The 26,131-nt window shown below is 33.1% G+C and carries 28 protein-coding genes, 2 tRNA genes and 1 other RNA gene; 4 read left to right on the top strand and 27 right to left on the bottom strand.

The features are described from left to right. Window positions 1–11: 11 nt before the first annotated feature. The 9 genes from FP435_RS02545 to FP435_RS02505 all read right to left on the bottom strand — a co-directional run bounded on the left by FP435_RS02545 (window position 12) and on the right by FP435_RS02505 (window position 6,451). Window positions 12–560, bottom strand: coding sequence for a F0F1 ATP synthase subunit delta (locus FP435_RS02545; RefSeq protein WP_265484213.1), 549 nt, complete (start codon window positions 558–560; stop codon window positions 12–14). After that, window positions 560–1,060, bottom strand: coding sequence for a F0F1 ATP synthase subunit B (atpF, locus tag FP435_RS02540; protein WP_265484212.1), 501 nt, complete (start codon window positions 1,058–1,060; stop codon window positions 560–562). The genes FP435_RS02545 and atpF overlap by 1 nt, the downstream gene beginning before the upstream one ends. Before the next feature lie 48 nt (window positions 1,061–1,108). Beyond that, window positions 1,109–1,321 (bottom strand): F0F1 ATP synthase subunit C, encoded by a 213-nt coding sequence (gene atpE, locus FP435_RS02535; RefSeq protein WP_265484211.1) that lies wholly within the window; start codon window positions 1,319–1,321, stop codon window positions 1,109–1,111. 18 nt (window positions 1,322–1,339) lie between these two features. Beyond that, the gene (atpB, locus tag FP435_RS02530; RefSeq protein ID WP_265484210.1) at window positions 1,340–2,056 is read right to left on the bottom strand and encodes a F0F1 ATP synthase subunit A; all 717 of its coding nucleotides are present in this window, start codon (window positions 2,054–2,056) and stop codon (window positions 1,340–1,342) included. A gap of 95 nt (window positions 2,057–2,151) precedes the next feature. Further along, window positions 2,152–2,781, bottom strand: coding sequence for a uracil phosphoribosyltransferase (upp, locus tag FP435_RS02525; RefSeq protein ID WP_265484209.1), 630 nt, complete (start codon window positions 2,779–2,781; stop codon window positions 2,152–2,154). Between the two features lie 129 nt (window positions 2,782–2,910). Continuing rightward, window positions 2,911–3,909 (bottom strand): L-threonylcarbamoyladenylate synthase, encoded by a 999-nt coding sequence (locus FP435_RS02520; RefSeq protein ID WP_265484208.1) that lies wholly within the window; start codon window positions 3,907–3,909, stop codon window positions 2,911–2,913. Continuing rightward, window positions 3,910–4,752, bottom strand: coding sequence for a peptide chain release factor N(5)-glutamine methyltransferase (gene prmC, locus FP435_RS02515; RefSeq protein ID WP_265484207.1), 843 nt, complete (start codon window positions 4,750–4,752; stop codon window positions 3,910–3,912). Continuing rightward, window positions 4,745–5,833, bottom strand: coding sequence for a peptide chain release factor 1 (gene prfA, locus FP435_RS02510; protein ID WP_265484206.1), 1,089 nt, complete (start codon window positions 5,831–5,833; stop codon window positions 4,745–4,747). The genes prmC and prfA overlap by 8 nt, the downstream gene beginning before the upstream one ends. Before the next feature lie 15 nt (window positions 5,834–5,848). After that, the gene (locus tag FP435_RS02505) at window positions 5,849–6,451 is read right to left on the bottom strand and encodes a thymidine kinase (protein ID WP_265484204.1); all 603 of its coding nucleotides are present in this window, start codon (window positions 6,449–6,451) and stop codon (window positions 5,849–5,851) included. A gap of 120 nt (window positions 6,452–6,571) precedes the next feature. Between FP435_RS02505 and FP435_RS02500 the strand changes: the two genes are divergently transcribed. Next, window positions 6,572–7,927, top strand: a complete 1,356-nt coding sequence (locus FP435_RS02500; protein WP_265484203.1) for a Mur ligase family protein — start codon at window positions 6,572–6,574, stop codon at window positions 7,925–7,927. 19 nt (window positions 7,928–7,946) lie between these two features. Here FP435_RS02500 and FP435_RS02495 read toward each other — a convergent pair whose 3' ends face one another. Beyond that, the gene (locus tag FP435_RS02495) at window positions 7,947–8,960 is read right to left on the bottom strand and encodes a serine hydrolase domain-containing protein (RefSeq protein ID WP_265484202.1); all 1,014 of its coding nucleotides are present in this window, start codon (window positions 8,958–8,960) and stop codon (window positions 7,947–7,949) included. Between the two features lie 95 nt (window positions 8,961–9,055). On the opposite strand from FP435_RS02495, the gene FP435_RS02490 reads away from it, so the two are divergent. After that, window positions 9,056–9,127: transfer RNA gene (locus tag FP435_RS02490), tRNA-Glu, on the top strand. A 6-nt stretch (window positions 9,128–9,133) separates the two neighbouring features. After that, window positions 9,134–9,206, top strand: a tRNA-Gln gene (locus FP435_RS02485). A gap of 102 nt (window positions 9,207–9,308) precedes the next feature. Here FP435_RS02485 and FP435_RS02480 read toward each other — a convergent pair. The 3 genes from FP435_RS02480 to FP435_RS02470 all read right to left on the bottom strand — a co-directional run bounded on the left by FP435_RS02480 (window position 9,309) and on the right by FP435_RS02470 (window position 11,889). Then, a complete protein-coding gene (locus tag FP435_RS02480) occupies window positions 9,309–9,761 on the bottom strand; it encodes a hypothetical protein (RefSeq protein WP_265484201.1) in 453 nt (150 codons plus the stop codon). A gap of 95 nt (window positions 9,762–9,856) precedes the next feature. After that, the gene (locus FP435_RS02475) at window positions 9,857–11,197 is read right to left on the bottom strand and encodes a glucose-6-phosphate isomerase (RefSeq protein WP_265484199.1); all 1,341 of its coding nucleotides are present in this window, start codon (window positions 11,195–11,197) and stop codon (window positions 9,857–9,859) included. Between the two features lie 77 nt (window positions 11,198–11,274). Next, the gene (locus FP435_RS02470; RefSeq protein WP_265484198.1) at window positions 11,275–11,889 is read right to left on the bottom strand and encodes a VanZ family protein; all 615 of its coding nucleotides are present in this window, start codon (window positions 11,887–11,889) and stop codon (window positions 11,275–11,277) included. 129 nt (window positions 11,890–12,018) lie between these two features. Here FP435_RS02470 and FP435_RS02465 point away from each other — a divergent pair, with 129 nt between their 5' ends. Next, window positions 12,019–14,175 (top strand): LTA synthase family protein, encoded by a 2,157-nt coding sequence (locus FP435_RS02465; protein WP_265484197.1) that lies wholly within the window; start codon window positions 12,019–12,021, stop codon window positions 14,173–14,175. Between the two features lie 50 nt (window positions 14,176–14,225). Here the strand turns inward: FP435_RS02465 and FP435_RS02460 are convergent, their stop codons facing one another. From FP435_RS02460 to FP435_RS02395, 14 genes are all read right to left on the bottom strand, one after another. After that, complete coding sequence (locus tag FP435_RS02460; protein WP_265484196.1) at window positions 14,226–15,680, bottom strand: sensor histidine kinase; 1,455 nt, start codon at window positions 15,678–15,680, stop codon at window positions 14,226–14,228. Between the two features lie 6 nt (window positions 15,681–15,686). Continuing rightward, window positions 15,687–16,394: a response regulator transcription factor gene (locus FP435_RS02455; RefSeq protein ID WP_265484195.1), complete on the bottom strand. Its 708-nt coding sequence runs from the start codon at window positions 16,392–16,394 to the stop codon at window positions 15,687–15,689. A 17-nt stretch (window positions 16,395–16,411) separates the two neighbouring features. Further along, window positions 16,412–17,407, bottom strand: coding sequence for a mannose-6-phosphate isomerase, class I (manA, locus tag FP435_RS02450; protein ID WP_265484194.1), 996 nt, complete (start codon window positions 17,405–17,407; stop codon window positions 16,412–16,414). Window positions 17,408–18,382: 975 nt separating this feature from the next. After that, window positions 18,383–18,748, bottom strand: a transfer-messenger RNA (tmRNA) gene (ssrA, locus tag FP435_RS02445). 58 nt (window positions 18,749–18,806) lie between these two features. Then, complete coding sequence (locus tag FP435_RS02440) at window positions 18,807–20,003, bottom strand: acetate/propionate family kinase (protein WP_265484192.1); 1,197 nt, start codon at window positions 20,001–20,003, stop codon at window positions 18,807–18,809. Window positions 20,004–20,021: 18 nt separating this feature from the next. Then, on the bottom strand, window positions 20,022–21,026 hold the full coding sequence (locus FP435_RS02435; protein ID WP_265484191.1) for a class I SAM-dependent methyltransferase: 1,005 nt from the start codon (window positions 21,024–21,026) through the stop codon (window positions 20,022–20,024). A gap of 184 nt (window positions 21,027–21,210) precedes the next feature. Next, window positions 21,211–21,741: a competence type IV pilus minor pilin ComGF gene (locus FP435_RS02430; RefSeq protein ID WP_265484190.1), complete on the bottom strand. Its 531-nt coding sequence runs from the start codon at window positions 21,739–21,741 to the stop codon at window positions 21,211–21,213. Then, the gene (locus FP435_RS02425) at window positions 21,731–22,000 is read right to left on the bottom strand and encodes a type II secretion system protein (protein WP_265484189.1); all 270 of its coding nucleotides are present in this window, start codon (window positions 21,998–22,000) and stop codon (window positions 21,731–21,733) included. Before FP435_RS02425 ends, FP435_RS02430 begins: the two co-directional genes overlap by 11 nt. Then, window positions 21,990–22,430: a type II secretion system protein gene (locus FP435_RS02420; RefSeq protein ID WP_265484188.1), complete on the bottom strand. Its 441-nt coding sequence runs from the start codon at window positions 22,428–22,430 to the stop codon at window positions 21,990–21,992. The genes FP435_RS02425 and FP435_RS02420 overlap by 11 nt, the downstream gene beginning before the upstream one ends. Further along, window positions 22,414–22,728, bottom strand: a complete 315-nt coding sequence (comGC, locus tag FP435_RS02415; protein WP_265484187.1) for a competence type IV pilus major pilin ComGC — start codon at window positions 22,726–22,728, stop codon at window positions 22,414–22,416. Before comGC ends, FP435_RS02420 begins: the two co-directional genes overlap by 17 nt. 14 nt (window positions 22,729–22,742) lie before the next feature. After that, window positions 22,743–23,744 (bottom strand): type II secretion system F family protein, encoded by a 1,002-nt coding sequence (locus FP435_RS02410; RefSeq protein ID WP_265484186.1) that lies wholly within the window; start codon window positions 23,742–23,744, stop codon window positions 22,743–22,745. Beyond that, window positions 23,710–24,693 (bottom strand): competence type IV pilus ATPase ComGA, encoded by a 984-nt coding sequence (gene comGA / locus FP435_RS02405; protein ID WP_265484185.1) that lies wholly within the window; start codon window positions 24,691–24,693, stop codon window positions 23,710–23,712. The genes FP435_RS02410 and comGA overlap by 35 nt, the downstream gene beginning before the upstream one ends. 127 nt (window positions 24,694–24,820) lie before the next feature. Continuing rightward, the gene (locus tag FP435_RS02400) at window positions 24,821–25,549 is read right to left on the bottom strand and encodes a YebC/PmpR family DNA-binding transcriptional regulator (RefSeq protein WP_265484184.1); all 729 of its coding nucleotides are present in this window, start codon (window positions 25,547–25,549) and stop codon (window positions 24,821–24,823) included. 99 nt (window positions 25,550–25,648) lie between these two features. Next, a complete protein-coding gene (locus tag FP435_RS02395; protein ID WP_265484627.1) occupies window positions 25,649–26,110 on the bottom strand; it encodes a VanZ family protein in 462 nt (153 codons plus the stop codon). Between the last annotated feature and the right edge of the window lie 21 nt (window positions 26,111–26,131).

Here is a 26,131-nt window from a genome sequence, read left to right as displayed (position 1 = left end):
TTTCACCTCTTTTATTTACTCTTTAATAATTGCTCACGAATGTGTTGCAATTTGGTTCTAATTGAACCATCAATAATACGATCTCCTACTTGGAGAATAACACCGCCTAGAATACTAGGTTCAACTTTATTTGTTAAAATCAAATCGTTTAGCCCATACTTTTTTGCATAAGCTTGTGAGATTTTACTTAATTCAGTCTTTGTTAATTTAACTGCACTTGTTACAGTTCCTGTAGCAATATTTTTGTAATGATCATAAAGATTATCAAAACTTGTTATAATTTCAACAAAGTTATTAAATCTACCGTATGCAAGTAAAAATTCTAAAAACTTTTTACTTTCAGGTGTTAAATCTTCTGAAATAGTAGCTAAGAATTTTTCTTTTTCTTTTGTGGACAAAATAGGATCTGCCAATAGATTAATAACAGTTGGATTTTCTTTCACTGCTTGTTCTAAGGCATTCATATCACTATAAACTTGTTCTAAAGAATCTGTATCTTGAGCATATTCAAACAAAGCTTTACTATATCTAGCAGCAATTTCTTCTCTACTTAAAGACATTAATCATTCAGCCCCTTGATAAATTGATCTACCAAGTCTTTTTGATCTGCAGCAGATAAATTCTTAGCAATTACTTTTTCTGCAATTGCCACTGAAAGATCAGCTACTTGGTCCCGAGCTTCATTTAAGGCATCTGTTTTAGCTTGAGCAGCTTCAGCAGTAGCCTTTTTTCTAATTGCGGCAGCTTCAGTATCAGCATCACTAATAATAGATGCTTTTGTTTTTTCCGCATTACTCTTTGCAGTAGAAAGAATCTGTGTTGCCTCTTGTCTTGAGTTCTTAAGCTCTGCTTCCCGCTTATTAGCTAATAATTCAGCTTTTTTACGGTCATCTTCTGCTTGTTCAATATCAGTGATAATCTTTTCACGACGTTTTTCCATCATGCTTGTCACTGGACCCCAAGCAAAATGCTTAACTAAAACAAGAAGGACAGCAAAGATAAAGAGGTAATAGAATGTGTCACCTAGCTCTAACTTTAAGGCTGCAAACATAAATTGCATTTGATTACCCTTCTTTCTAGTAACTACGAAATTCTTTTTTCACGTATATTACATAAAAAGAATTAAGAAACCGAACACAATTGCCAAAATAGGAACAGCTTCGATCAAACCAACACCGATAAACATAGTTGTTCTTAAATTACCAGCTGCTTCTGGTTGTCTTGCCATACCTTCAATAGTTTTTGAGATAACTTGTCCGTTACCATATGAAGCTGCTAAGGCAGCTAAACCAGCAGCGATAGCTGCACCGATGTATTTCATATAAAAAACCTCCGAAAATTATTCTTCTGTAACTTTGTTTCCGATATATACCATAGATAAAGTTACAAATACATATGCTTGGATAGAGCCAATAAAGACAGAGAAGCCTTGCCAAACAAGTGTCAATGGTGCCGAAGCGATGACTGTCCAAAGACCACCACTTTTTGCCAGGCGATTTCCAATCAATGTTAACAAAACTTCACCAGCATAAATATTACCGTATAGACGTAGTGATAACGTCAAGAAGTTAGTAAACTCTTCAATCAAGTTAATTGGAAGCAAGAAGCCAACTGGCTTTGCATAACTAACAAGATAGCCTTTTACACCGTATTTCTGTACTCCAAAGTTAAATGCTAAAAGCAATGTCATCATTGCCATCGTCATTGTAATAGTTGGGTTGGCAGTTGGTGATTTCACAAGGATGTGATCGTTGATAGAGAATTCGAAAAACAAACCTAACTGATTCATCATAAAGATGAATAAAAATAAGGTAAAAGCATACAATGATAAGTGCTTTTGAGCATCTTCATCTTCTACATTTGACTTGACAATGTCATTTGTAAAATCAATTAAATACTCGAGCATATTTTGCTTTTTTGTTGGTTTAATGCTTATTTTTCTTGAAAGATAATAAACAAAAAAGAACACAGCAAGGGCAACTAGTGTCCCACCTAAACAGTTAGTAAGATTAAAATTCAAACCTCCGATACCAACAACAACAGATTTTTCACCCACTTCGTGACCTCCCTTCTTGTGCTGAATACCTCAAACACAATTAAAATGATAACACCAAAATCTAACAAAATCAAAAGTATATTTAGATAGATTTGTTATTTAGTGCCGAACAAACGATCACCGGCATCACCTAATCCAGGGTAAATATAACCATTAGGCATTAGCTTTTCATCTTCTGCTGCCGCATAGATATCTACATCTGGATGAGCTTCTTGCACAGCTTTTACTCCGTCAGGAGCTGCTACGAGTACAGCCAAACGAATATTTTTAGCACCACGCTTTTTTAAAGCATCAATTGCCATAATAGCTGAACCACCTGTTGCTAGCATTGGATCAACTACTACACAATCACGTTCTTCAATATCTGCAGGCATCTTAAAGAAATATTCATGTGGCTTCAATGTTTCTTCATCACGGTACATTCCAATATGTCCAACTTTAGCTGAAGGAATCATTTGTAAAACTCCATCTACCATCCCGAGTCCAGCACGTAAAATAGGAACAATTACCAACTTTTTACCTGCTAGTTCTTTTTGAGTAGACTTACCCATTGGGGTTTCAATTTCCACATTCTTTAATGGTAAATCACGTGTCATTTCATATACCATTAACCCACCAATTTCACCAACAATTTGTCTAAATTCGTTAGTTCCAGTTGTTTTTTTACGAATAATGGTCAATTTGTGTTGAATTAATGGATGATTTAAAACAGTAAATTTTCCCATAATAGCCTCCTGTATAAATTAATGTTTGTTCTGATAAATATTTTAACAGAATTACTTATTAGTGACGCTTTAAATTTAAAGAAAAAAGCTTTTAAATAGCATCTCTCACTTACTATTTAAAAGCTTATCTTATTTATTAAAATAATGGTGTCCAGCTGCTGCTTTAGTCAAGCGATTCATATAAGCTGCACTAATATCCCCTTGTTGAAAACCTTGAACATATATTTTTTTAATATTTTTTTGTTCATCAAAATAACGCAAAGCTCCAAAAAGATTATGAGCTGCTTCATCAATATTCTCGCCCAAATTAAAAGTATTATTAGCTTCGATATTTTTTAATACATTGCTTAAGGCTGCTACACCAACTTGGTTATTATAAACAATTTTTTCAAAATCTTTTACATCATCCACAATATAAACTGGTGCACTTGGTGCATAGTGACGGTATTTCATTCCAGGTGCTTTAGGAACGCCCTTAGTTTGAGTAGTGCCTTTATTCATTAAAACCGCTTGTCCTAATGCTTCACTTAGTTGCTCTGGAGTGATTTCACCAGGTCGTAATACCACAGGAGTTTCTACTGAAAGATCAATAATAGTGGATTCAAGACCAATTTCAGTTGGTCCATTATCTACAATTCCTGCAATTTTACCATTTAAATCATGGAAAACATGTTCAGCAGTTGTTGGACTAGGTTTAGTTGAAGTATTAGCAGAAGGTCCGACAATTGGTGCATCAAGCTTGCTAATTAATTCTTGCGTCAATTTATCTTGGGGATTGCGGAAAGCAGCTGTCGTCAAGCCCCCAGTAACTGCATTAGGTAATGCCCCCTCTTTTACTTTCAAAATAATTGTTAAAGGACCAGGCCAAAATTGGTTAATTAACTTCTCAGCTACTTCAGGGATTTGTGTCACATATCTTGCCATCATTTCAGGATTAGAGACAGTCACAATTAAAGGATTATCACTTGGTCGTCCTTTGGCTGCATAAACATTTTTTACCGCTACTTCATCAGTCGCAAGCGCACCTAAACCATAAACAGTTTCAGTTGGAAAGGCAACTAATTCGCCTCTCTTCAAAAGCTTAACTGCATCATCAAGTTGATCTTTTGAAAAAATTTTAGTTTCCATTTAATTTTTCCATCTCCCATGTACCATTCGAGGTTTACCAGATAAGTCTTTCTTAAATTCAATTTCAAACTCAGGCAATTCTTTGGCAAAAAGTTTTGCTAAATCATCTTGCTGATTAAATCCAAATTCCAAGAAAAAGTGTCCATTTTTATTCAGATGATCTTTTACTTGCTGCGCAAACCTACGATAAAAATCTAACCCATCTTCTCCACCAAATAGTGCTTCTTCAGGCTCATTTTGAATTACATTTTTATCCATCAAATTTTTTTCGTCTAATTTAATATAGGGAGGATTTGAGACAATTAGATCAAATTTTTCCAACCCAATTAGTACATTAGCTTTTCTGGTAATTACATCTAAATCATAATTCAAAAAGTTTTCTTCACTTTCACGTAAAGCATTATCTGATATATCACTTGCATATAAGGTTAAATTACTAATATTTTTTTCTTTAGCTTTATTTGCCAAAGCTACCATAATTGCACCAGATCCTGTACCTAAATCAAGTACCTTTTGGTTCTCACTAAGATTATCAAGTGCCCACAGAACTAATTCTTCTGTTTCAAAACGAGGAATTAAGACTCCTCTTTTAACTAAAATTTTATATCCTAAAAACCAGCTATATCCCACAATATATTGAGGAGAAACTCCCTTAGCAAGTTTTTTTAAATCTCGTCTAATTACTTTTAGCTGCTCAGCGGTCAAATTATCTTCTAAATGCATTTGAAATTCGCTAGGAGTATAGTCTAAGCGTTCTGCTAACACATAGTCTACATCTTCAGGAAGAATTTCAGGATTTTCTTTTAAAAAGTTCTGCTTAATTTGCTTAAAATTACTAGGCATTTTCTTCCGCCATCTTTTCTAATTGTTGTGTTTGATAATAAAGAACTAAAGCATTGATAACTTCATCAAGTTCTCCATTTAAGATTCGATCTAACTTATTAAGTGTCAACCCAATACGGTGATCAGTTACACGATTTTGTGGGAAATTATAAGTTCTAATTCTTTCAGAACGATCACCAGTACCAACAGCACTTTTACGTTTTGCATCATATTGAGCTTGATTTTGACTTTCATAATAATCATAAACACGTGATTTCAAAATTTGCATTGCTTTTTCACGGTTCTGCTGTTGAGATCTTTGATCTTGCATAGCCACTACAATACCCGTTGGCAAGTGTGTCATACGAACGGCACTAGAAGTCTTGTTAATGTGTTGACCACCAGCACCTGAAGAGCGGTAAACATCCACACGAATATCTTTTTGATCAATATCAATATCTACTTGTTCATATTCAGGCATTACTGCTACAGTTGCAGTTGAAGTATGAACACGACCCTGAGATTCAGTTACTGGAATACGTTGTACACGGTGAGCCCCATTTTCATACTTTAACTTAGAATATACTTTATCTCCTGTAATCATTAAGGCCACATGTTTGTACCCACCTACTTCAGTTGGATCGGAATCAATAATTGAAACCTTCCAGCCTTGAGTTTCAGCATATTTTTCATACATTCTCAATAAGTCAGCAGCAAATAATGATGCTTCATCCCCTCCGGCAGCTCCACGAATTTCCATAATAATATCTTTGTCATCATTAGGATCTTTTGGAAGCATTAAGATTTTGATTTCATCCTCAAGTTCTGTTACTTCTTTTTCAAGCTCTGAATTTTCTTCTTTAGCCATTTCAACTAAATCGCTGTCGGATTCATTAGAAATAATTTCTTTATTATCTGCAATTTCCTTTTTATCAGCTTTATACTGACGATACTTTTGAACAACTTCACGCATATCTGCTTCTTCTTTTGAAATTTCCATATAGCGTTTAGTGTCATTAATTACTTCTGGGTCAGCCATCATTTCTTGCAATTCTTCATAGTGGCCAACTAAACTCTCCAATTGAGCCATAACTTTATCCATTGTTAAAATCCTCTCTTAAATTCTTTTTTCTCCAGGGTGAAAATAATGAAAACGACAAACTGGATAATAAGATTCATCTCCACCAATTTGTACCTGTTGTCCATCATAGACAGGCTGTCCTTCATTTACACGTAAATTCATTACTGCTTTATGTCCACAATAATGACAAATGGTTTTCATTTCTTCTATTTTATCAGCAAAAATCAATAAATTCTCGCTTCCTTCAAATAAGTTATTTTGAAAATCATTTTTTAATCCAAAGGTCATTACTGGAATTTTTAACTCATCCACAATTTTAGCGCATTCTAGAACATGATGTCGCTTCAAAAACTGTGCTTCATCGATTAATACACAAGCCACTTCTGCTTTATCTGCTTGCATCTGCTTTTTATTCATCTCTTTAATATAGTCAAAAAGATTCATCTCTTCTGTTATCGGAATTGCTTTTCTTTGTAAGCCAATGCGTGATGAAACATTTCCTACTCCATTACGCGTATCAAGACCACTTGTCATCAAGGCAATCTTTCGTCCTTGTGCATCATAATTGTGAGCGACCTTTAAAATTTCAATTGTTTTACCACTGCTCATTGCTCCATATCGGAAAAATAATTGTGCCATAGTTACCTCACCTTTATCTTCTTGCATTAATAAGTATAGTAAAAAATCCCTCAATAAAAAAGTCGTTTTATTTTCTTGGATGTGTTATAGTTAAGGCTAGTTTTAAAGTGAGGGATTACAATGAATATTAAATCAAATGTTGCCACAATGGCAGGAAAATCATCTTATTGGTTTTTACATAATGTATTAAAAGGTGGGACAAGTTTTCCCGGTAAGTTTGCAATGAAAATTGATCCAAATGTCCTCAACCATCTGGCAAAAGGATATGAAACAATTATCGTTACTGGAACAAACGGAAAAACAATGACTACCTCTTTAATTGTTAAAGCTCTCAAGAAAAAGTATGGAGATGTTTTAACTAATCCGTCCGGAAGTAACATGCAACAAGGAATTGTTACGGCATTTTTAGCCCATAAAAACAAAAAAGTTAAAAAGAAAATTGCTGTTTTAGAAGTTGACGAAGCTAACGTCAAAATGGTTACTAAATTACTTCATCCTAAAACTTTTGTCCTAACAAATATTTTTAGAGATCAAATGGATCGTTATGGAGAAATTTATACTACCTATGAAAAAATTGTAGATGGTATAAAATTAGCACCTGATGCAACTATTATTGCGAATGGAGATGCAAGTATTTTCTCATCTGTTGACTTACCAAATAAAAAGGTATTTTATGGGTTCAAATTACCTAATGATCAACCTGAAAATGACTTTAAAGCTCCTGTTAATACTGATGGTGTTCTATGTCCAAAATGTGATCATGTTTTACACTATCATGAACGAGTTTATGCAAATCTTGGTGATTTTTTCTGTCCAAACTGCGGTTATAAGCGTCCTGAATTAGACTACAGTGTTAATAAAATTATTAATCAAACTCCAAATAGTCTTACCTTCCAAATGGGAGATAAAGATTATAATATTGGAATTGGAGGTACCTATAATATCTATAACGCTTTAGCTGCTTATACTGTTGCTCGTGAGTATGGTTTAAGCGAAGAAGAAGTTGCCCAAAGCTTTGCTGAAAACAAACGTGTCTTTGGCCGTCAAGAATTAATCAACTACAAAGGTAAAGAAATTGATCTTATCTTAGTTAAAAACCCTGTGGGACTTGATGAAGTTTTGCATATGTTAAACACCGAAAAAGATGACTATTCCTTAGTAACTCTTTTAAATGCAAATCATGCTGACGGAATTGATACTTCTTGGATTTGGGATGCAGAATTTGAAGGATTAAATAAAGAAAAGATAAAAAAAGTACTAGTTGGAGGACAACGATGGAAAGACATGGACTTTCGTTTAGAAGTCTCTGGTTTCAATCCTGACCTTCTTAATATTGTTAAAGATGACCACGAAGCATTAATTGATCAAATTGCTACTCTTCCTACTAAAAAAGTTTATATTTTATCTACCTATACTGCTATGCTTGCCCTTAGAAAAGCAATGGCTGAAAAGAAAATCATCAAAGCTGGAATGTAAAAGACGTGTAAACGTCTTTTTATTTGCCATTTTCTGCTAAAAAACTCTGGACGATTTTCTCCCTCATTGATAAAAACACCTCGTTTTTACCTGTTGGATGGATTCGATTAGTCAAAACTATCATACCCGATTTTTTTTGACGATCTAAGAGCATAAAAGTGCCAGTAAACCCTGTGTGATAAATCAGAGGATGATTATCTTTTGGATCAAATCTTAAATCCCATCCCCATGAACGAGGATGGACACCTGCAACGGATTTAGAATCAAATAGTTGAGCTACGGTATCTTGCTTTAAAATAAATTCATCTTTTTTTATACCAAGATAATATTTGGCTAATTCTAACAAATCATCTAATGTTGAAAACAGGCCTGCTGAACCACAATCCTTTCCTAGGATTCGAGCTTTGGGATCGTGAACTATTCCTTGTAAAACCTCCCCCTTTTCATTAAAAGCTGTTGGAATTGATTGCGGTGATGGTGGAGTAAAGGTTGTATTTTCTAACCGAAGTGGCTTAATTACTTCATTGGTAATGATAGTTTGAACATCTTCATGGTATATTCTTTCTAAAACTAATCCTAATAGAATAAAATTAGTATCCGCATACCTCATCTTTGTTTCAAATTCATCTGTCACAGGTAAGTTTACAATTGCTTTTAACAATTCAGGAGCGCTTAATTGATCTCTATTTTCAATCCAGCCCTTAATTCCACTAGTATGGGTTAATAGATGACTTAAACGAACACGTTCATCTTTAAATTCTGGAAGAAAATTTTTTAAAGGTTCAGAGAAATTAATCCTTCCTTCTTCGTATAATTTCAGAAAAACATTTGTCGTTCCAATAACTTTAGTCAAGCTGGCTAAATCATATAATCCAAAAGGACTTAATTGAGTTAGTTGAGGATAAATACTAGCAAATCCAAGTGTTGCTGTATTTACTTGTTCTCCTTTAATGAAGGCATAGTTGACTCCTGGAACAATTTTATGGGGTATCATTTGCTCAATTAAATTGCGAGTTTTATAATAATCAATCATCTTATACCTTATATTCTTTCTTAATTGTCTTACTTTCTAAATTATCTTCCCTTGACATAATCTTAATATTAGATTATATTTACTTATGTTGATTTTGCCCGTTGGTCAAATGGTTAAGACGCCACCCTCTCAAGGTGGAGTTGCGAGTTCGATTCTCGTACGGGTGATTTCATTGAGATATAGCCAAATTGGTAAGGCACAGGTTTCTGGTTCCTGGATGTTCCGGTTCGAGCCCGGATATCTCAATTAATTAATTTTATTGAAAATCGCTAGCCTACAAGCTAACGATTTTTTGTTTTCACAATTTTCTTAACCTAATAAGATTTCGAAAATCTAATAATATTAAAACTACTCTTGGCTACCTTCCGCTTTTTCTTTAATTTGTTCGATAGTTGCTATATCCATTGCTTGAAGCCTAGTTTTCATTTCGAGCCATTTTTTATCAAGAGATTTATTTTTCTTAGCTCGTAATTCTTCAATATAGGTTATAATTCCTAAAAGATTATTATAATTCTGAATAAGTTGGCTAGTTTGATTTTTAACTAGGGTATAATCTACCTTTATCTCACTACTTTCTTTACTAACATTAATAATAGCAGCAACTTGAGGTTCACAAAAGTCTTTTATTGTACGTACCATTGCTTGCAATTTCTCTACTTCCTTCATCTTCAAATGGAGCATTTCTTTTTGTTCCTGAATATCCAACAAATCAATCATTGCCTTATTCTTAAAAAATAAGTCATCAGCAAATTTATTAATTTTTTCTTCCATTTGTATAAAAATTTTTTCAATATCAACCATTTAACTTTTTCCTTTCCTTTATTGACTTTATGTTATAACTTTATCCTAAATACTCACATAAATAAAAAAAGAGCTCGCGCTCTTTTTTATTAGACTTAAAGACGTTTAGTTAAATCATCATGTAAATCTTCGTAGCCTGGTTTATTTAAAAGACCAAACATATTTCTCTTGTAACTCTCAACACCTGGCTGGTTAAATGGATTAATACCGTTTAAGTAACCTGAAATACCAACAGCTAATTCGAACCAATAAATCAAGTAACCTAATGTATGTGCACTTTGATCCTTGATATCAATAGTCATAACTGGAACTCCACCATCAGTATGAGCTAAAACCACACCTTCATAAGCACGATCGTTTACGTAATTCATAGTTTTACCTGATAAGAAGTTTAGTTGATCCAAGTTTTCTTTATCATCTGGAATAGTTACGTCGTGACGAGGATGTTCTACTTTAAGAACAGTTTCCATTAAATTACGGCGTCCTTCTTGAATATATTGACCAAGTGAGTGTAAATCAGTAGTAAAGTTAGCACTTGATGGATAAATACCCTTTTGATCTTTACCTTCTGATTCACCCATCAATTGCTTCCACCATTCACCAAACATTCTTAAAGTTGGTTCATAGTTTTCAAGAATTTCAGTAGTATAACCTTTACGATAAAGAATATTTCTAATTGCAGCATATTTATAAGGATTATCTCCTTCATCATCTGGGGTAGTATAAGCTGCACGTGCATCTGCTGCACCCTTCATCATTTCATCAATGTCGCCACCAGCTACTGCGATTGGAAGTAAACCAACTGCTGAAAGAACTGAGAAGCGTCCACCAATATCATCTGGTACAACGAATTCTTCATAGCCTTCTGCATCTGCTTCAGTCTTTAAAGCACCCTTAGCACGATCAGTAGTTGCGTAAATTCGCTTAACAGATTCTTCTTTACCATATTTTTGAATTAATTTTTCTTTTAAAACACGGAAGGCAATAGAAGGTTCAGTAGTAGTACCTGACTTAGAAATAATATTAATACTGAAATCCTTATCGCCCAACCATTCGATTAAATCATAGAGATATGAACCTGAGATAGAATTACCACAAAATACAACAGTTGGGTAATCATCTTTATCACGACCATAAAAAGCACTATTTAAAAATTCAATAGAAGCTTGAGCACCTAAGTAAGACCCACCAATTCCGATTCCAATTAAAACTTCAGAATCTTTTTGAATCTTTTTGGCAGCCTTTTTAATACGATCAAATTCTTCTTTATCATAATTAATTGGTAAATCAATCCAACCGCGAAAATCTGCCCCTGCACCAGAACCCTCACGTAATACTTTATCTGCTGCAGTAACCATTGGTTGCATTTCCTTTAATTCATTTTCATGAACAAAAGGTTTCAATTTACTAGTATCTAAATGTACAATTTCTGTCATTTTCTTACTTCCCTTTTTCTTTATAAATTTAAACCTACTTTTATTTTAGCAGATAGGAAAAAAATAAACAGATTAAATCAATCAAAATGATGATTATTAATTACATATTTATAAATTCCATATCCAATGATTGTCCCACACACGTTAAAAAACACATCATCAATATCACTAACACCTGTCATTAAAACAAACTGCCAGCCTTCAATACTTACTGAAATAGCAGCTCCGACTAATAAAGTCCACCAAAAACAATGTCTTTTTTGAATAATAATTGGAAATAAAAATCCAAATGGCATAAACCATAATACATTTCCAAAAGAATTATAGAAGAAATCAACAATACTAGCTCCATGAATTAACTTAATAGTTTCTTTCATAAATACTAAGTTAATATCACTCAGTGGCCGATGTAAATTAAAAGATAATTGCCATGGAAAATAAGTATCTCTAAAGGTTGTCAGCATAAATAATAAAATTAAATAAAAGGCAAAAATCCAAACAGCAATTTCTGATTTAATTTTTCTTCGATGTCGTACAAACATTAACCAACATAACCTCAAAACTGCAAATATTAAAAAATAAAAAATTGTTTTATCTAAACTGTAAAATATTAGTTTAATCAAAGCAAAATGATTCACTTTATTTGCAAAAGTACGGGTTACTACTTCATATAATGGCTGCAAAAACAACATAAGTAGGTCTCCTTTTTGTTCTTAAATTTAGTATACCTCACTTTGCGCTTGAAATATCCTTAATTAATTCTAAAAAATTTTGCGTTTTTTCTAAATACAAGTAGAATATCTCTATAAGGAGAAAATATTTTGAAAAAATTAAAGATAAATTTTTGGCAAACACGTCTAGGATTTTTTGTCCTATTGAATCTTTGCTTTTGGCTAAAATACATGTTTGCCGTCTATTTTGATTTCCGCTTGAATTTAACTGACCCTTACCAACAATTTATTGTTTGGTTAACACCGCTAGGTAGTTCAATCATTCTTTTGAGTGTAGGATTATATATATCCAAGCCAATCCTTTCTTATATTGCAATGTTGTTTTTAGATACTCTAAATACAATATTACTTTTTGCAAATATTATTTATTATCGCCAGTTTTCTGACTTTTTAACTAGTAAAACCATTCAAAATGCTGGTAAAGTATCACAAGGATTGGGCAAGAGTACAGTAGCTTTACTGCATCCCTCTGACATCATTCTATGGCTTGATCTCATTGTCATCGTCATTCTTTTAATTTTTAAAGTAATAAAGATTGACTCTAAGCGTTACGGACTTAAAAAATCTTTTGCTGCTACTTCTTTTGGCGTCTTTATGCTTACCTTGAATATGATGTTAGCCGAAACCTCTCGTCCACGCTTACTGCGTAATACCTTTGATCGCTCTTATGTAGTTAAATACCTGGGTATTGATACTTATTCAATCTACGATCTTTTAAAAAGCGCTCAATCTAACCAAGTTAAGAAAAACGCTAATGCAGATACACTCAATCAAGTATTAACATTTACTAAACAAAATTATACTGCCCCTTCTAGCCAGTACTTTGGAAAAGCTAAGAACAAAAATGTAATTATTATTCACCTAGAAAGTTTTCAACAATTTCTTATTGGGCTGAAAGTTAATGGACAAGAAGTTACTCCTTTCTTAAATTCTCTTTATCATAATAAAAATACCATTAGCTTTAGTAATTTTTATCATCAAGTTGGTCTTGGAAGAACTTCTGATGCTGAAAATATGCTAGAAACTGGCACTTTCGGCATTTCTGATGGATCATTATTTTCATCTCTTGGCTCAGAAAATACTTTTCAAGCCGCTCCACAAATTTTGCGCCAAAATGGCTATACCTCTGCTGTATTCCATGGTAATGTTGGAACTTTTTGGAATCGAAATGAAACTTATAAAAATCTAGGTTACAACTATTTCTTCGATGGAAATTATTTTTCACAAGATCAGAATGATAAAAGTGGTTATGGCCTAAAAGATAAACTTCTATTCGGCGAAAGCGTCAAGTATCTTGAACACTTACAACAACCTTTTTACACAAAATTTATTACGGTTACTAATCATATTCCGTTTGACCTAGATACTGAAGATAAAGATAATTTCAAAACTTCTGCTACTAATAACCAAACCGTTAATAATTATTTTGAAACTGCCCACTACCTTGACCAAGCTGTAAAAGAATTTTTTACCTACCTAAAAAAGAGTGGACTTTACAACAATTCTCTGATTATGATTTATGGCGATCATTACGGACTTTCTAATTCAGAATCTACTGCTCTTGCGCCACTTTTAGGTAAACAACCTAGTCAATGGAGTGAATATGATAATATTTCTGAACAACGTGTCCCCTTTATGCTCCATATGTCGGGGCTGAACGGTGGCATTAACAACGAAATTGGTGGAGAAATTGATGTTTTACCAACTTTACTTCATCTTTTAGGAGTTAACACCCAAAACTATATTCAATTTGGTAGTGATCTTCTTTCTAAAGATCATCGCCAAGTTGTTGTTTTTAGAAATGGAACTATTGTTACTCCAAAATATGTCATCGTTAATGGTAAAGGAATTAAAGGTACTATTTATGATAATCAAACTGGAAAAAAGATGACGCATTTTACCAAAGGGCAAAAACAAGAAATTAATTCTTTAACTAAATTTGGCTATCAAAGTTTACACAATTCTGATCTCCTTAATAGCCGCAACCTTTTGCGTTTTTACACACCTACAGGTTTTATTCCAGTTGATCCATCAGAATTTGACTATGCTGAAAATTATCAACGTATGCTGACCTTAGAGCAAAACTTAGGGGCTTCCTCCACTTCTCTTTATTCTCAGCATCACAACAGTTCATCTACTAATCTTTATACTACAAATGCACCAGAAAAATCTAAGGAAAAACTGACTACAGTACCAAATTCAGTTTTAAACCAAATTACTGAAAATAGTCAAAAATCAACCAAATAGTCATAATAAAAAAGTTACTTGATCTAAATTAATATCAAGTAACTTTTTTATTATTCTTTTTTCAAAAATCGCTCATAGCCTTCATCATATAAAGTGACAATAAATTTGGACCCTTTGTTTAAATCAGATTCAACTTCAATTTTTCCCCCATGTTGTCTAATCAAGGACAAAACAATAGCTAATCCTAAACCAGATTCACCACTTCCATACTTTGCTCGAGAAACATCAGCCTTATAGAAACGATCAAAAATAAATTTCTTTTGGTCGTCACTCATTCCTATTCCTGTATCTTCAACACTAAATTGTGCCCCATGTTCCACATGCTTTCCTGTAATCTTGATTACTCCATCTTTAGTAAATTGAATGGCATTTTGAATTAAATTCACCATTATTTGCGTAAATCTATCCTTATCGGCATAAATAGTCAAATCTTGTGGACAATTTAAAACTAGTTTATCATTCTTTTCTTGGACCTTTTTAGACATTTGAACAACCAAATTATTCAAAACCTCAAAAGCCTTAAACTTCGTTTTTAATAAAGTAATCTTATTACTTCGAATTTTTTCGTAATCCAGATTTTCATTAACTAGTCTAATTAATCTTTTTGTTTCTCCTTGCATCAATTCAATCGACTTAGGAATTGCTTCTTTTGGAATAGCATTATATTGCAATCCTTCGAGGATTCCATTAATTGTAGTTAATGGGGTTCTCATTTCATGCGAAGCATCAGCCATAAATTCTTCCCGTCTTTTTTCTTGAGCAGCAATTTCATCATTTGATCTTCTAAGAGCTTTTACCATCGCATTAAAATTCCTAGCTAGATCATCAATTTCATCCACTTGTCCTGCTTGTAGCGTTACATCAAAATCTCCATCAGCAATTTTCTTGGTTGCACTTGAAAGACGTTGAATTCTCTTAGTCATATAAAAAGATAAGAGAAAGCTCAAAAAAATCGCAATTAACATTGTAACACCTAGAGCAGTGATCAATTTTCTTTTTTCTTGATCAATCATATATTCAACATTCTTAACTCTTGCACCAATCCAAATATAGCCAATTATCTTATTTTTACTATCTCTCCATGGGTAAATAATACTAGTATAAGCATCCCGATTTGAAAAAGCTGGTCCTTTATTTGTATGATCATTTTTTATTTTGACAATTTTCCCCTGACTTACCTTTTTTGTTATCCATTCAGGTAATTGAACTCGCAATACAGTCCTGGGGTATAGTTGATTACGGCCTAAATCAAAGAATTTAATACTCATGTCTTCACCTTGCATGACCGTTTGCATTTTATTTAAAAAATTCTCATCTAAACTAGGAGAAACTGGACTATCTTCTTGGGCTAATTCGCCTAAGGATTTCGCATAACCTTCTAAACGAGAATAAGTCTGTTCATAAGCTTGATTACTTGATGAATGGACTGCAGAATAACCAATTATTCCTATACTAAGCGCAATAATTAAGAAAAAGCCTAACATTTGCTGATAAAATAGTTTCATACGACCCTAAACCTCTGAATCATCAAATTTATAGCCTACTCCCCATACTGTTTGAATCATCTGAGGTCCTACATTTTCCAATTTTTGGCGTAGCTTTTTAATATGAGCATCAACGGTTCTTTCTTCACCAAAGAATTCATATCCCCACACTAGTTCTAGTAACTTATCACGTGAAAAAACTTGCTTCGGTTTTTGAGCCATTGTAATTAATAAATCAAATTCTTTAGGAGTTAAGCCGGGTACAATTTTGTTGTCCACAAATACTTCTCTTCGCTCACGTGAGATTTTTATATGTTTAGTAACAACATCAAAATCTGTTTCTTGTCCATTATTTTCTTGAGAATTTAATTGTGCGCGACGATACAATGCTTTTATTCTTGCAATCAAAGCTAAAGGACTAAAGGGCTTAGTTACATATTCATCTGCTCCCATCCCTAATCCTAAAATTTGATCACTCTCTGAATCTCGAGCCGTTAAAATTATTATTGGTACTTCCTGAGAAATAGCTCGAATTTCTTTTGCTACTTCTACGCCATCCTTTTTAGGTAAATTTAAATCTAAAGTTATTAAATCGTATTTGTCTGGATTTTGCTTAAATTCTGTAACAGCTTCTTCTCCATCTAATGCGACAGTCACTTTCCAATCTTCTTTTGCAAAAAATAACTTCATCATTTCTGCAACTGATTTATCATCTTCAACCATTAAAATGTGCATTTTAATCTAAAATCCTTTTAATTTTTCTCTTTCTTACTTGTACCATCATCGACTGGTGCTGAAACAACTAAACGTAAATTTTTACCAATAAATGTGAACTTTTTTAATCCATTTGGAATAATAAAATTTGTACCCAACTTTATTTGATACTCTTTGTCATCGCTAATAAATTTACCTTCTCCCTGAATTACAGAGACTAACAAATAAGGATGTTGATCTAGTGACCAGTCAAATTTACCATTTATATCAATTTGCCATAAATAAAAATGTGGTGACAAAGGAGGTTTAGCCAGTATGGTAATCTTGGCATCTTTAATATTTTTAACCACTGGAGCAATGTTTGGATTCTCAAATGGTACTTTTATTGTATCCAGAGATTTATCAATATGAAGCTTTCTTTTCTTTCCGGTTTTCTCATCAACCCGATCCCAATCGTAAAGGCGGTAGGTTACATCACTTGATTGCTGGGTTTCAATTACCATAATTCCTTTAGTTAGAGCATGGACAGTACCAGCAGGTACATAGAAAAAATCACCTGTTTTAACTGGAACATAATGAAATAATTCTTCCCATTCCCCACTGTCTATCATTTTCTTTAATTCTTCTTTATTTTTAGCATTGTGGCCATATATTAGCTGAGCACCTGGTTCAGCATGTAAGACGTACCAACTTTCAGTTTTTCCAGAATCATTTTCATGTATTCTTGCATATTCATCATCTGGATGCACTTGCACCGATAAATTATCATTTGCATCTAAAAATTTTACTAGTAAAGGAAACTCCTTATCTTCTGGATTACCAAATAACTCTGGATGGTCTTGATATAATTTTCTAAGAGTTACTCCCTTATATTTTCCACTAGACACTACTGAAGAATTATCTTTATAGGCTGAAATAACCCAAGCCTCTCCAACACTTCCTTCTGGAATATTATAATTTAATTCTGTTTTTAATTTCCTTCCACCCCAGATTTTCTGTCTAAAAGCTGGTGTTAAGAAGATCGGTTCTCTCATATTTATTCACCTCATTACTAGTATACCGTTAAACCCTACTTTCATTCACAATTATTATGCTTTAATAAAATTTGATACTATATATTTAACCTATTAAAATACTTCAACTAATAAAAAGACCTTACACCATGTGTAAAGCCTTTAAGTAAACGCCTATTCATGCTATAATTACTTTGACAGAAGAATTATAGAAATTCTTAAGGCTGGTAATAAATAGACTTAAAGCGCTAAATTTTGGTGTATTGGTAGTACACCCCAGCCAAGCGCTTACCCAAAAAGGTTTTTATTTTTACCACCTCTTTAAGTTTTAAGCTTGGTGTGTGCTTCCTGCATACACCTTTTTTATTTTATCAATAATTTGGGATAAATTATACAGTTTTATTAGTTGCTACTCAATTTCAATTACAAGAAGTAGTAGAATTACTAATGTAAGAAATTCATTCATTGGTAATCAACCTCCTTAGTGTATTAAAAGCACAGCTTGCTTTGTTACACTGGTTAAAAGGTTGATTACCTTTTTTGTATCTTGAATAGTTAAGGTAACTAGCAAGATATAGTAAAATGTTAATGCTTTAAGCTGTGTACACCTCGCTTTAAATAGTGAGGTGTTTTTTTTATGCTTTCTCAAGATTCTGTATTTTACCGCCCCCTTTATATGTTTAATTTCTACCCATATGGAGCAGGCTTAGGATCATGTAATATTCAGTTGAAGAAGGAGGTTTAATTTCTACCCATATGGAGCAGGCACTTAAATAATCTTTATCCACAGGGATGCACATAAAAGAAAAACCCTAGAATTAAAATTCTAGAGTTGTTGTTTATTTAAATTAGTTATCTAAGCTAAATACTAAAAATGTTACCTCTTAAGTTACCTCCCCCTTTTGCTATATTTTCATAAATTTTCAAAACTTCATAAAAATAAAAATCCCTTAACCAAGCGGTTTAAGGAACTTCACAAAACAATTAAAAATGCTTCAATGGAGATGAGGGGAATTGAACCCCTGTCCAAACGTATTCCGTCACTAACATCTACGATCATAGTTATATTACTTGATCTCGTTCTAGTATCACGCCATATAACAGGGCTAAAATACTAAAACATGCCTAAAAAATCTTATTTTTAACTATTTAGGTAGTTAGTTAAACGTAGCTCATTAAATGGTAAAACCTAGAAAACAGCCATGAGCAAGCCATTTCTAGATCACACAGGCTGACTAAGCAGCTACTGCGTAAGAATTATTGTTATTTGCAGTTATATTTAACTGAAACGTTTTTACGTAGACGTAACCTACGAATCGCAGTCAATGCGAATCTACGCCTGTCGAATCCCAAAACATCCCCAGTTCGATATTATTTTACCATACTGAGGATGATTTTGAAACTTGACACACTTACAAGATTATTCTTCTATTAGCCGAACTACATCACGAGCAATCATTAACTCTTCATTAGTTGGAACAATCATTCCTGTAATCTTAGATTCAGGTTTAGTAATTACTTTTTCACCATTTTCAGCATTTTCTTTCTCATCAATAACTACTCCTAAAGAGTCATGCAATTGTTCAAGAATTGCTTTTCTAATTGGTACTTCATTTTCACCAATTCCTGCTGTAAAAATTAAAACATCTGCTCCGCCCATCTCAACAAAGTATTCACCAATGTAACGTACAATTCGATTAACAAAAATATCCAACGCTAATTGCGCACGCCGATTACCTTTTTCAGCTTCTGCACGTATTTCACGCATATCTGGCGATATACCTGAAATTCCTGCTAGTCCAGAATCGTTGTTCAAGAGATTAATTGCATCATCAAATTTGGTGATTTTTGTTTTCTTCATAATAAATTGGACTACTGAAGGATCGATATCACCACTTCGAGTGCTCATTGTTAACCCAGCCACCGGACTAAATCCCATTGAAGTATCAAATGATTTCCCGTTTTTTACAGCTGTTACAGAAGCACCACTCCCTAAGTGGCAAACAATCATTTTTAAGTCCTCTACTGGTTTATTTAAAAGCTCTGCTGCTCTATTTACGACATATCGTACAGAAGTACCGTGAGCACCATATTTACGTGCACGATATTTTAAATAGTAATCATATGAAACAGAGTATAGATATTGCACTGGATCTAAAGTTTGATGAAATGAGGTATCAAAGACGGCTACCTCTGGTACATCCGGTAAAACTTTCATAAAAGCATAAATTCCATCAGCTTCAGCTGCATTGTGAAGTGGAGCATAATCTGACATATCATAGATTTTCCAAATATTATCTTGAGTAATAATGGTACTATCCTTAAACTCTTCCCCACCAGCAACTACACGATGTCCAATACCACCTAGCTCAGACAAGTCATTAATTACTTTATATTTTTTTAACCAACTTAATAATTTTTGAACTGCAGCTTCTTGATTAGGGATATCCTTTTTTTCTTCATAAGTTGTCCCATCTGCTAATTTCAGCTTAAATACAGAATTAGGTAATCCTACACTATCTGCCATTCCAGAAGCAATAACCTTTTCTTCTGGATAAGCAAATAATTTATATTTAAATGATGAACTCCCTGAATTAACTGCTAAAATCTTCTTCATAAATTACCTCTTAATAATTTAATTATTTTTATTGTACCAATCATTTAGTCTCATATTAAATTTTACTAAGGATTGGGGATCTTTTAAAGAGGATAATTGTGCAACCAGTACTTCTTTTTGTTTCGCCATCTCGCCATGATTTTGAAAAACTAAAATTGACTTTTCATGTCCCTGCTTACTAAACATTTTTTCTGGCAAATCAATAATTGCTTGAATATTCACTTTTTTTGCAAGCCATGGCATAAAAGTTAAAGCTCCATCATCTGTGAAAAGAAGCTTAGGTACCACTAAAAAGGCAAAGCCATCTGGCCTTAAATTATTGATAATTTGTTCAATTAAAAGTTTATGGGCCAGTGAATGGCCTTCATTAGCATGTAATTCGAATTTTTGTGCATTGTTATCTAATGGATAATATCCAACAGGTAAATCACTCAAGATAACATCTGCTTTGGGAATCATCCAGCTATCTAGTGCATCTTGACGATACAATTCAATTTTTAAATCATCTAAGTGCGCTCCCACATCAGCTAAATCTAACAATGTTTCATCATTGTCAATACCATAAAGTTGATAATTATTTTGAGAATGATTATTAGCAATTAATTGCTCAATTACAGAATAAAGTAGGTTTCCTGTTCCAATTGTTGGATCAATGACATGAGTAAAATCTCTTGGCACAATTTTTTGCCAAATTAAGGCAATAATTGTTGCAATAATAGGTGGCGTTGGCATTTGCGTATAGTTTCGTCCATCTTCACTAATTGACTTTAATGCTAGCAAAGTGAATACTTGCATTTTCTCTTTTTTTGGAATGTCTTCATACTGAAGTTTACGATAAGCTTCAGTTAATTGAGCGACAGTTTCCTTAGCAGGTGCACCTGCTTCTACTTTAATCTTACCGTTTTCTAAATTATCAAAAGTTTCTGTTAATGCAGATGAAAATGAGACATTTAAATCGTCTTTTAAAATTTTAATTGCTTTTTCGAATTTTGGATATAATGTTTCCAAATTTTGTTTTTGCATTTTCTCAACCCCTTACTTTTCACATTTTAACGGGGATTGGTTATCTGCGCAAGAATGCCCGCAAACTTAAAGAAAATATTTTAACAAAAGTAGATTGGAATGGAGGTTACGATAAAAATATCCTATATAAAACTCTACAAAAATAATACATGTCATCAACACTAATACCGCACTAAGAAGCGCACTAGCTTTTATTTTCTTTTTGCTTTTCATTTACTTTTTCCTTATGACTATCGTCATTTTTAACTTTTAAAGGCTCATCTACCTGAAAGATTAACTCTGAGTTACCTTTCTTTTCCTCGTTAAACGATATTTTAAAGTTCGTTTTATGATAAGAAAAGCTGACTCTTGTAACATTTAAAATTAATGGTACATGTCCACCCGCTATTCCCTGCATCCTTATCATGTCTTGATAGCCTGTAATTACATACCGTTTAAAAACTGGTTCCTTAATTGAAGATTTTTCATCTAAAACTTTTAAAATAATTCTTTGTGAATTTGAACGATTTAAATCAATTTCTGTATGCTTATTTTCTTTCAAAAAATTATTCATTTGAACATACGCATATGCTACTTCATTTATTGGTTCTTTATTCTTATCACTGTGTTTTATAAGATACAAAGTTGAATAGAGAATTTGCATGCAAAAGACTGTAATCAAAATCGCTAGCATAGCTTTAGCTAAGGTAAAACCAGTACATTTTTTATTTAACATCGTAAACTTGCTCTTCTGTTTGATCAAATATTTTCTTTCCTGATGCTTGTCGATAAATGTGATCATGAACTACAAGCTTATCTACTTTAGTCTGCGATAAGACATAATATGCATACGCTCGATCTACTCTTTTATCCATATTATTTTCTATTTTTTTAGTTTGACCGTAAGTAGTAAACAAGAGAACTAGTCCTAAGCAAGCCATCAATAGCGAAACACTTGATTCTAAAAGTAAAAAACCATTTTGCCTATTCATCAATCATTTTCCCCCACATCATTTGCACTTTTACCTTTAATTTCTTATTTTTATTTTTAATAACAATTGTGCGAGGATTTATGGTGCCATTCGAAGAAATAAGCATGCCGTCAAGATTGTAGATCATAATATTCTTCCCAAATGATATTTTTTTATTTTCAAATGTATCCATTGGTGAGGTATTTGAAAAACTTCTTCCCACAGATAATTGGTGCGTCTCTGTAGAAAAATTAATTCGTCTCATAGATTTTTTTATGACAGCTTCATGGCATGCTTCATTAATTACCATTCTAACTTGTCTACGAGCACCTACCAACTCTAGATTTTCTTGATAGCCTTTTAAATAAACTGTTCCGACTAGCGAGAGTAAAGTTACTACTGCGGTAATTACAATGGCTTCAATTAAAGTAAATCCTTTACTTTTGTGGACCACTTACTTCGCCATCTTTCAATGTGTATCCCTCTTTATTTGCACGCTCTACTTGCTTTTTAGTTAAATAGCCATCTGCTTCCAAGTCTTCCCATTTTGCGTCTTTCTTTTCTGAAAGTTCCACTTGAGTTTGAAGTGTTGTTTTAAAAGCATCATTTGTTCTTTCTTGAGCATGTTGTTTTTGCTTTACTACATTTGGCACAACCAACAATAGTAAAATTGCAATAATTGCTACTACTACAACCATTTCAATTAATGTAAACCCTTTAGCTTTTTTAATTTTTCTAGTAAATTTATTCATTTTCTCCCCTTAATTTAAATGTTTTGCATAGTTGAATACATTGGTAAAAGAATTTTTAAATACATCCCTAAGATACAGGCCCCAATGAATATAAAACAAATCGGTTGGACATTAACAACCATTTTGTTAATTCTCAATGTTAGTTCATAATATAAAGTTTTTCCTAGTATTAAACATCGCTTTGCATTTTCAGATTTTGTTGATCCTGTCTGAACTAGCATCTTTAATCCCTGAGGCAAAAATATTTCTTGATCAATAATTTCTACTAAAGACTCTCCTTCCTCTATCTTCTGACGGACCTTTTCACCCAAAACTTGTTGCATTGATCCTTTAGTTTGTCCCTGAAAAAGAAAGCACATTTGTTGTAATGAAAAACCATTTTTTAAAAGTAAACAAAGATCATAAGTTACTAAATACTGGACATACAGAATCACCGCTTTACCAATTATGGGGTATTTTCTTAAGTTCTTTAACGCATAATAATCTTGCTTACGTAATAAAATCAAAACTTGTCCAATAATTATAATTAAGGCTACAACTGCTCCAATGATTATCCCAAATAAAATATCACTTGTATTATCACTAACCATTATTTCATTTTTTAAAAATGTTTGCATTAATCCAAGTAGGATTAACATCATCGTCACTAAAACAGCTGGATAAGCCAACTCTCCCCTAATTTTTTTCATCTGTTTAATTTTTAATCTAGTTAAAACTACTAATTGAGTAACACAATCTTCTAAACTTCCTTGAATCAAAGCCAGATTTATCTGCGTAGCAATTGTTTTAGAAAAACCTAATTCCAATAGAAGATTACTCAACTTTTCACCCTTTTCTAATTTCTCATTTATTTTAATTAATATTTCTTTCTTAGCTGGCCAAATTTCTGGCATTAATTTAAAACTAGCATTTAATGAAAAGCCATTCTTTAAAGTTTGTCGTAAGTATTCTAAGAAAATTAGTTGTTCTTTACTAGATAATTTATCCGTTTTTAAAAGCAGAGAAGGTCCTCTCATCGATTTCACCCCTTTTCCTTAAATTCATTAAATTTTTCTCCCACTGATTAAATTGGATTTGCCTGTCTTTTGATTCCAAAATTGATATTGCTAATTCTTCTTGACTAGCAATATCAATTAAACAACTTAGTTTTCCTTGCCGATTTGGAAATAACCTCTGATATGACACCGCTGTTAAAGAATTCTCTAATTCTGGCTTGCTTATCCCCAATCCCTTTAAACGAGCTATAGTTTGAAAGGTACTTTTTGCGTGAACCGTGGCCAATACTAAGTGCCCGCTTAAAGCCGCATTAACAGCAATTCTGGCAGTTTCTTTATCTCTAATTTCGCCAATAATTAAAATATCCGGACGATGTCGTAAGGCAGCTTTCAAAAGATCTGGATAAAATATCCCCGCTGCTGAATTAACTTGCGTCTGTAAAAAGGAAGGATGCCAAATTTCAACTGGATCTTCAATTGTCATTACCATTTTCTCTTTCCCAAGTCGCCTTGCTATCTCATACATTGTTGAAGTTTTACCAGATCCTGTAGGACCACTGGTTATGATCATTCCTCTTAATGCAGCTAACTTAACCATCTCTTCAAGTTGGTCACTATAAAAATAGTTATTTTCATGACGCGGATAAATTAAACGAATTACCATTGATTCCTGATCAGTAAAATTTCCTATACTTGAAAATCTTAAAAAAATTTCTTGCTTCCCAACTTTTTTAATCCAAGACCCTACTTGAGGACGACGATGTTCTGCAATATCCATCTCACTATGAAATTTAAAAAAGTTTAGTAATTCTTTTCCCGTCTCTAAACTAATCTCCTTAAATTTACTAATTCCACTCATCAATCTGAAGTTTAGTTGATAAGTATTGCTATATGGCACAATAAATATGTCGCTTACCTTCTTTTCACAAGCAGATAATAAAATACTCTCTGCTAGTTTGGCTATCTCCATCCTCTTGCTCCTTTCCTAATAATTTTTGTAGCTACAATTTACTGTACGTAAAATTATGTCCTCTTTTTTTCAAAATAAAAAAGATCTAGAAATTAATCTAGATCTCTAAGCTTAGGTACTTATTTAATTATTCGTCATCTGCAGCTGCAGTATAAACATTAGAAACATCATCGCTATCTTCTAACGCATCAATTAAATGTTCAAATTGTTCCTTTTTATCTTCTGGAACTGGAGTGGTATTTTGAGGAATCATAGTTAATTCAGCATTAGCCAACTTATAGCCAGCTTTTTCTAAACCGTCACGTACAGCAGTGAATTGCTTAGGATCAGTATAGATTTCAAATGCATCTTCACTAGTTTGAAGATCATCACCACCTGCATCCATTACATCAAGCAACACTTGATCTTCGTCAGCATCAGTAGTTGAACGATCAATCACAATATAACCCTTACGATCAAACATATAAGCAACAGAACCAGTTGCACCAAGTGAACCACCATTACGAGTAAAGGCTACACGTACATCAGAAGCAGTTCTATTCTTGTTATCAGTTAAAGCTTCTACTAAAACTGCAACCCCACCTGGAGCATAGCCTTCATAGGTGATTTCATCGTAATGTTCATCTGAGCCACCTTCGGCTTTTTTAATAGCACGTTCAATATTACTCTTAGGCATATTAGCTGCACGTGCCTTATCCATCACTAAACGTAAGCTTGGATTCCCTGAAGGGTCAGGACCACCACTCTTTGCAGCCATATAAATTTCACGAGATAACTTTTGGAAAACCTTACCTCTTTTAGCGTCTTGCGCATTCTTGCGGCCTTGAATATTGTGCCATTTTGAATGTCCTGACATAAGAATCCTTCTTTCTTTTTCTTAATATAGTTAACCTTGTTAATAGTAACGCACCCAGCCATAAAATTCAATCTATTATCTTTAAAATAACTTAACTTTTTACTTTTGGGCTTTCTTTTTTCGAATACTATAAAAAATAATACAAATTAAAATAGCTAGTAGTGCTCCTGATGAATCAAGTGCTACATCCCACAAACTAGGAGTACGATCTCCAGTTAACATTTGATGAAATTCATCAATTCCAGCTAGCATAATTATTCCTAACCAAATAAATAGTGGACCACTCCACTTTTTAAATAAGCGATCTAATCCTATGCAACTAAACAAACCAAGAAAAAAGTAGGTTCCAAAATGTGCCATCTTTCGCATTACAAATTGGGTCATCCCCGCAATCCCATTATCTGCTTTTGCATTGTGCCACCGGTCTTGATAATAGATATTCCAATGACCCACAATATTTTCAAGCCACCCAAAATGACGATGAATAAACCCTGGTTTCATTTCTTGCTGATGATATGTCATTGAACTTGAAATAAATAGCCCAATTAAAATACAAATCATTAAAATAATAAATATTATTTC

It is taken from the genome of Lactobacillus sp. PV037 (assembly GCF_014522345.1).
Taxonomy (GTDB): Bacteria; Bacillota; Bacilli; order Lactobacillales; family Lactobacillaceae; genus Lactobacillus.
Note: the sequence above shows the minus strand (reverse complement) of the source record. Positions and strands in the feature narration are given on the sequence as shown.

What these genes read in the sequence shown, in the direction of transcription:
- FP435_RS02545 (WP_265484213.1), bottom strand. Translation starts at nt 560, where the DNA reads ATGTCTTTAAGTAGAGAAGAAATTGCTGCTAGATATAGTAAAGCTTTG.
- atpF (WP_265484212.1), bottom strand. Translation starts at nt 1,060, where the DNA reads ATGCAATTTATGTTTGCAGCCTTAAAGTTAGAGCTAGGTGACACATTC.
- atpE (WP_265484211.1), bottom strand. Translation starts at nt 1,321, where the DNA reads ATGAAATACATCGGTGCAGCTATCGCTGCTGGTTTAGCTGCCTTAGCA.
- upp (WP_265484209.1), bottom strand. Translation starts at nt 2,781, where the DNA reads ATGGGAAAATTTACTGTTTTAAATCATCCATTAATTCAACACAAATTG.
- FP435_RS02520 (WP_265484208.1), bottom strand. Translation starts at nt 3,909, where the DNA reads ATGGAAACTAAAATTTTTTCAAAAGATCAACTTGATGATGCAGTTAAG.
- prmC (WP_265484207.1), bottom strand. Translation starts at nt 4,752, where the DNA reads ATGCCTAGTAATTTTAAGCAAATTAAGCAGAACTTTTTAAAAGAAAAT.
- prfA (WP_265484206.1), bottom strand. Translation starts at nt 5,833, where the DNA reads ATGGATAAAGTTATGGCTCAATTGGAGAGTTTAGTTGGCCACTATGAA.
- FP435_RS02505 (WP_265484204.1), bottom strand. Translation starts at nt 6,451, where the DNA reads ATGGCACAATTATTTTTCCGATATGGAGCAATGAGCAGTGGTAAAACA.
- FP435_RS02500 (WP_265484203.1), top strand. Translation starts at nt 6,572, where the DNA reads ATGAATATTAAATCAAATGTTGCCACAATGGCAGGAAAATCATCTTAT.
- FP435_RS02495 (WP_265484202.1), bottom strand. Translation starts at nt 8,960, where the DNA reads ATGATTGATTATTATAAAACTCGCAATTTAATTGAGCAAATGATACCC.
- FP435_RS02480 (WP_265484201.1), bottom strand. Translation starts at nt 9,761, where the DNA reads ATGGTTGATATTGAAAAAATTTTTATACAAATGGAAGAAAAAATTAAT.
- FP435_RS02475 (WP_265484199.1), bottom strand. Translation starts at nt 11,197, where the DNA reads ATGACAGAAATTGTACATTTAGATACTAGTAAATTGAAACCTTTTGTT.
- FP435_RS02470 (WP_265484198.1), bottom strand. Translation starts at nt 11,889, where the DNA reads ATGTTGTTTTTGCAGCCATTATATGAAGTAGTAACCCGTACTTTTGCA.
- FP435_RS02460 (WP_265484196.1), bottom strand. Translation starts at nt 15,680, where the DNA reads ATGAAACTATTTTATCAGCAAATGTTAGGCTTTTTCTTAATTATTGCG.
- FP435_RS02455 (WP_265484195.1), bottom strand. Translation starts at nt 16,394, where the DNA reads ATGCACATTTTAATGGTTGAAGATGATAAATCAGTTGCAGAAATGATG.
- manA (WP_265484194.1), bottom strand. Translation starts at nt 17,407, where the DNA reads ATGAGAGAACCGATCTTCTTAACACCAGCTTTTAGACAGAAAATCTGG.
- FP435_RS02440 (WP_265484192.1), bottom strand. Translation starts at nt 20,003, where the DNA reads ATGAAGAAGATTTTAGCAGTTAATTCAGGGAGTTCATCATTTAAATAT.
- FP435_RS02435 (WP_265484191.1), bottom strand. Translation starts at nt 21,026, where the DNA reads ATGCAAAAACAAAATTTGGAAACATTATATCCAAAATTCGAAAAAGCA.
- FP435_RS02430 (WP_265484190.1), bottom strand. Translation starts at nt 21,741, where the DNA reads ATGTTAAATAAAAAATGTACTGGTTTTACCTTAGCTAAAGCTATGCTA.
- comGC (WP_265484187.1), bottom strand. Translation starts at nt 22,728, where the DNA reads ATGAATAAATTTACTAGAAAAATTAAAAAAGCTAAAGGGTTTACATTA.
- FP435_RS02410 (WP_265484186.1), bottom strand. Translation starts at nt 23,744, where the DNA reads ATGAGAGGACCTTCTCTGCTTTTAAAAACGGATAAATTATCTAGTAAA.
- comGA (WP_265484185.1), bottom strand. Translation starts at nt 24,693, where the DNA reads ATGGAGATAGCCAAACTAGCAGAGAGTATTTTATTATCTGCTTGTGAA.
- FP435_RS02400 (WP_265484184.1), bottom strand. Translation starts at nt 25,549, where the DNA reads ATGTCAGGACATTCAAAATGGCACAATATTCAAGGCCGCAAGAATGCG.
- FP435_RS02395 (WP_265484627.1), bottom strand. Translation starts at nt 26,110, where the DNA reads ATGATTTGTATTTTAATTGGGCTATTTATTTCAAGTTCAATGACATAT.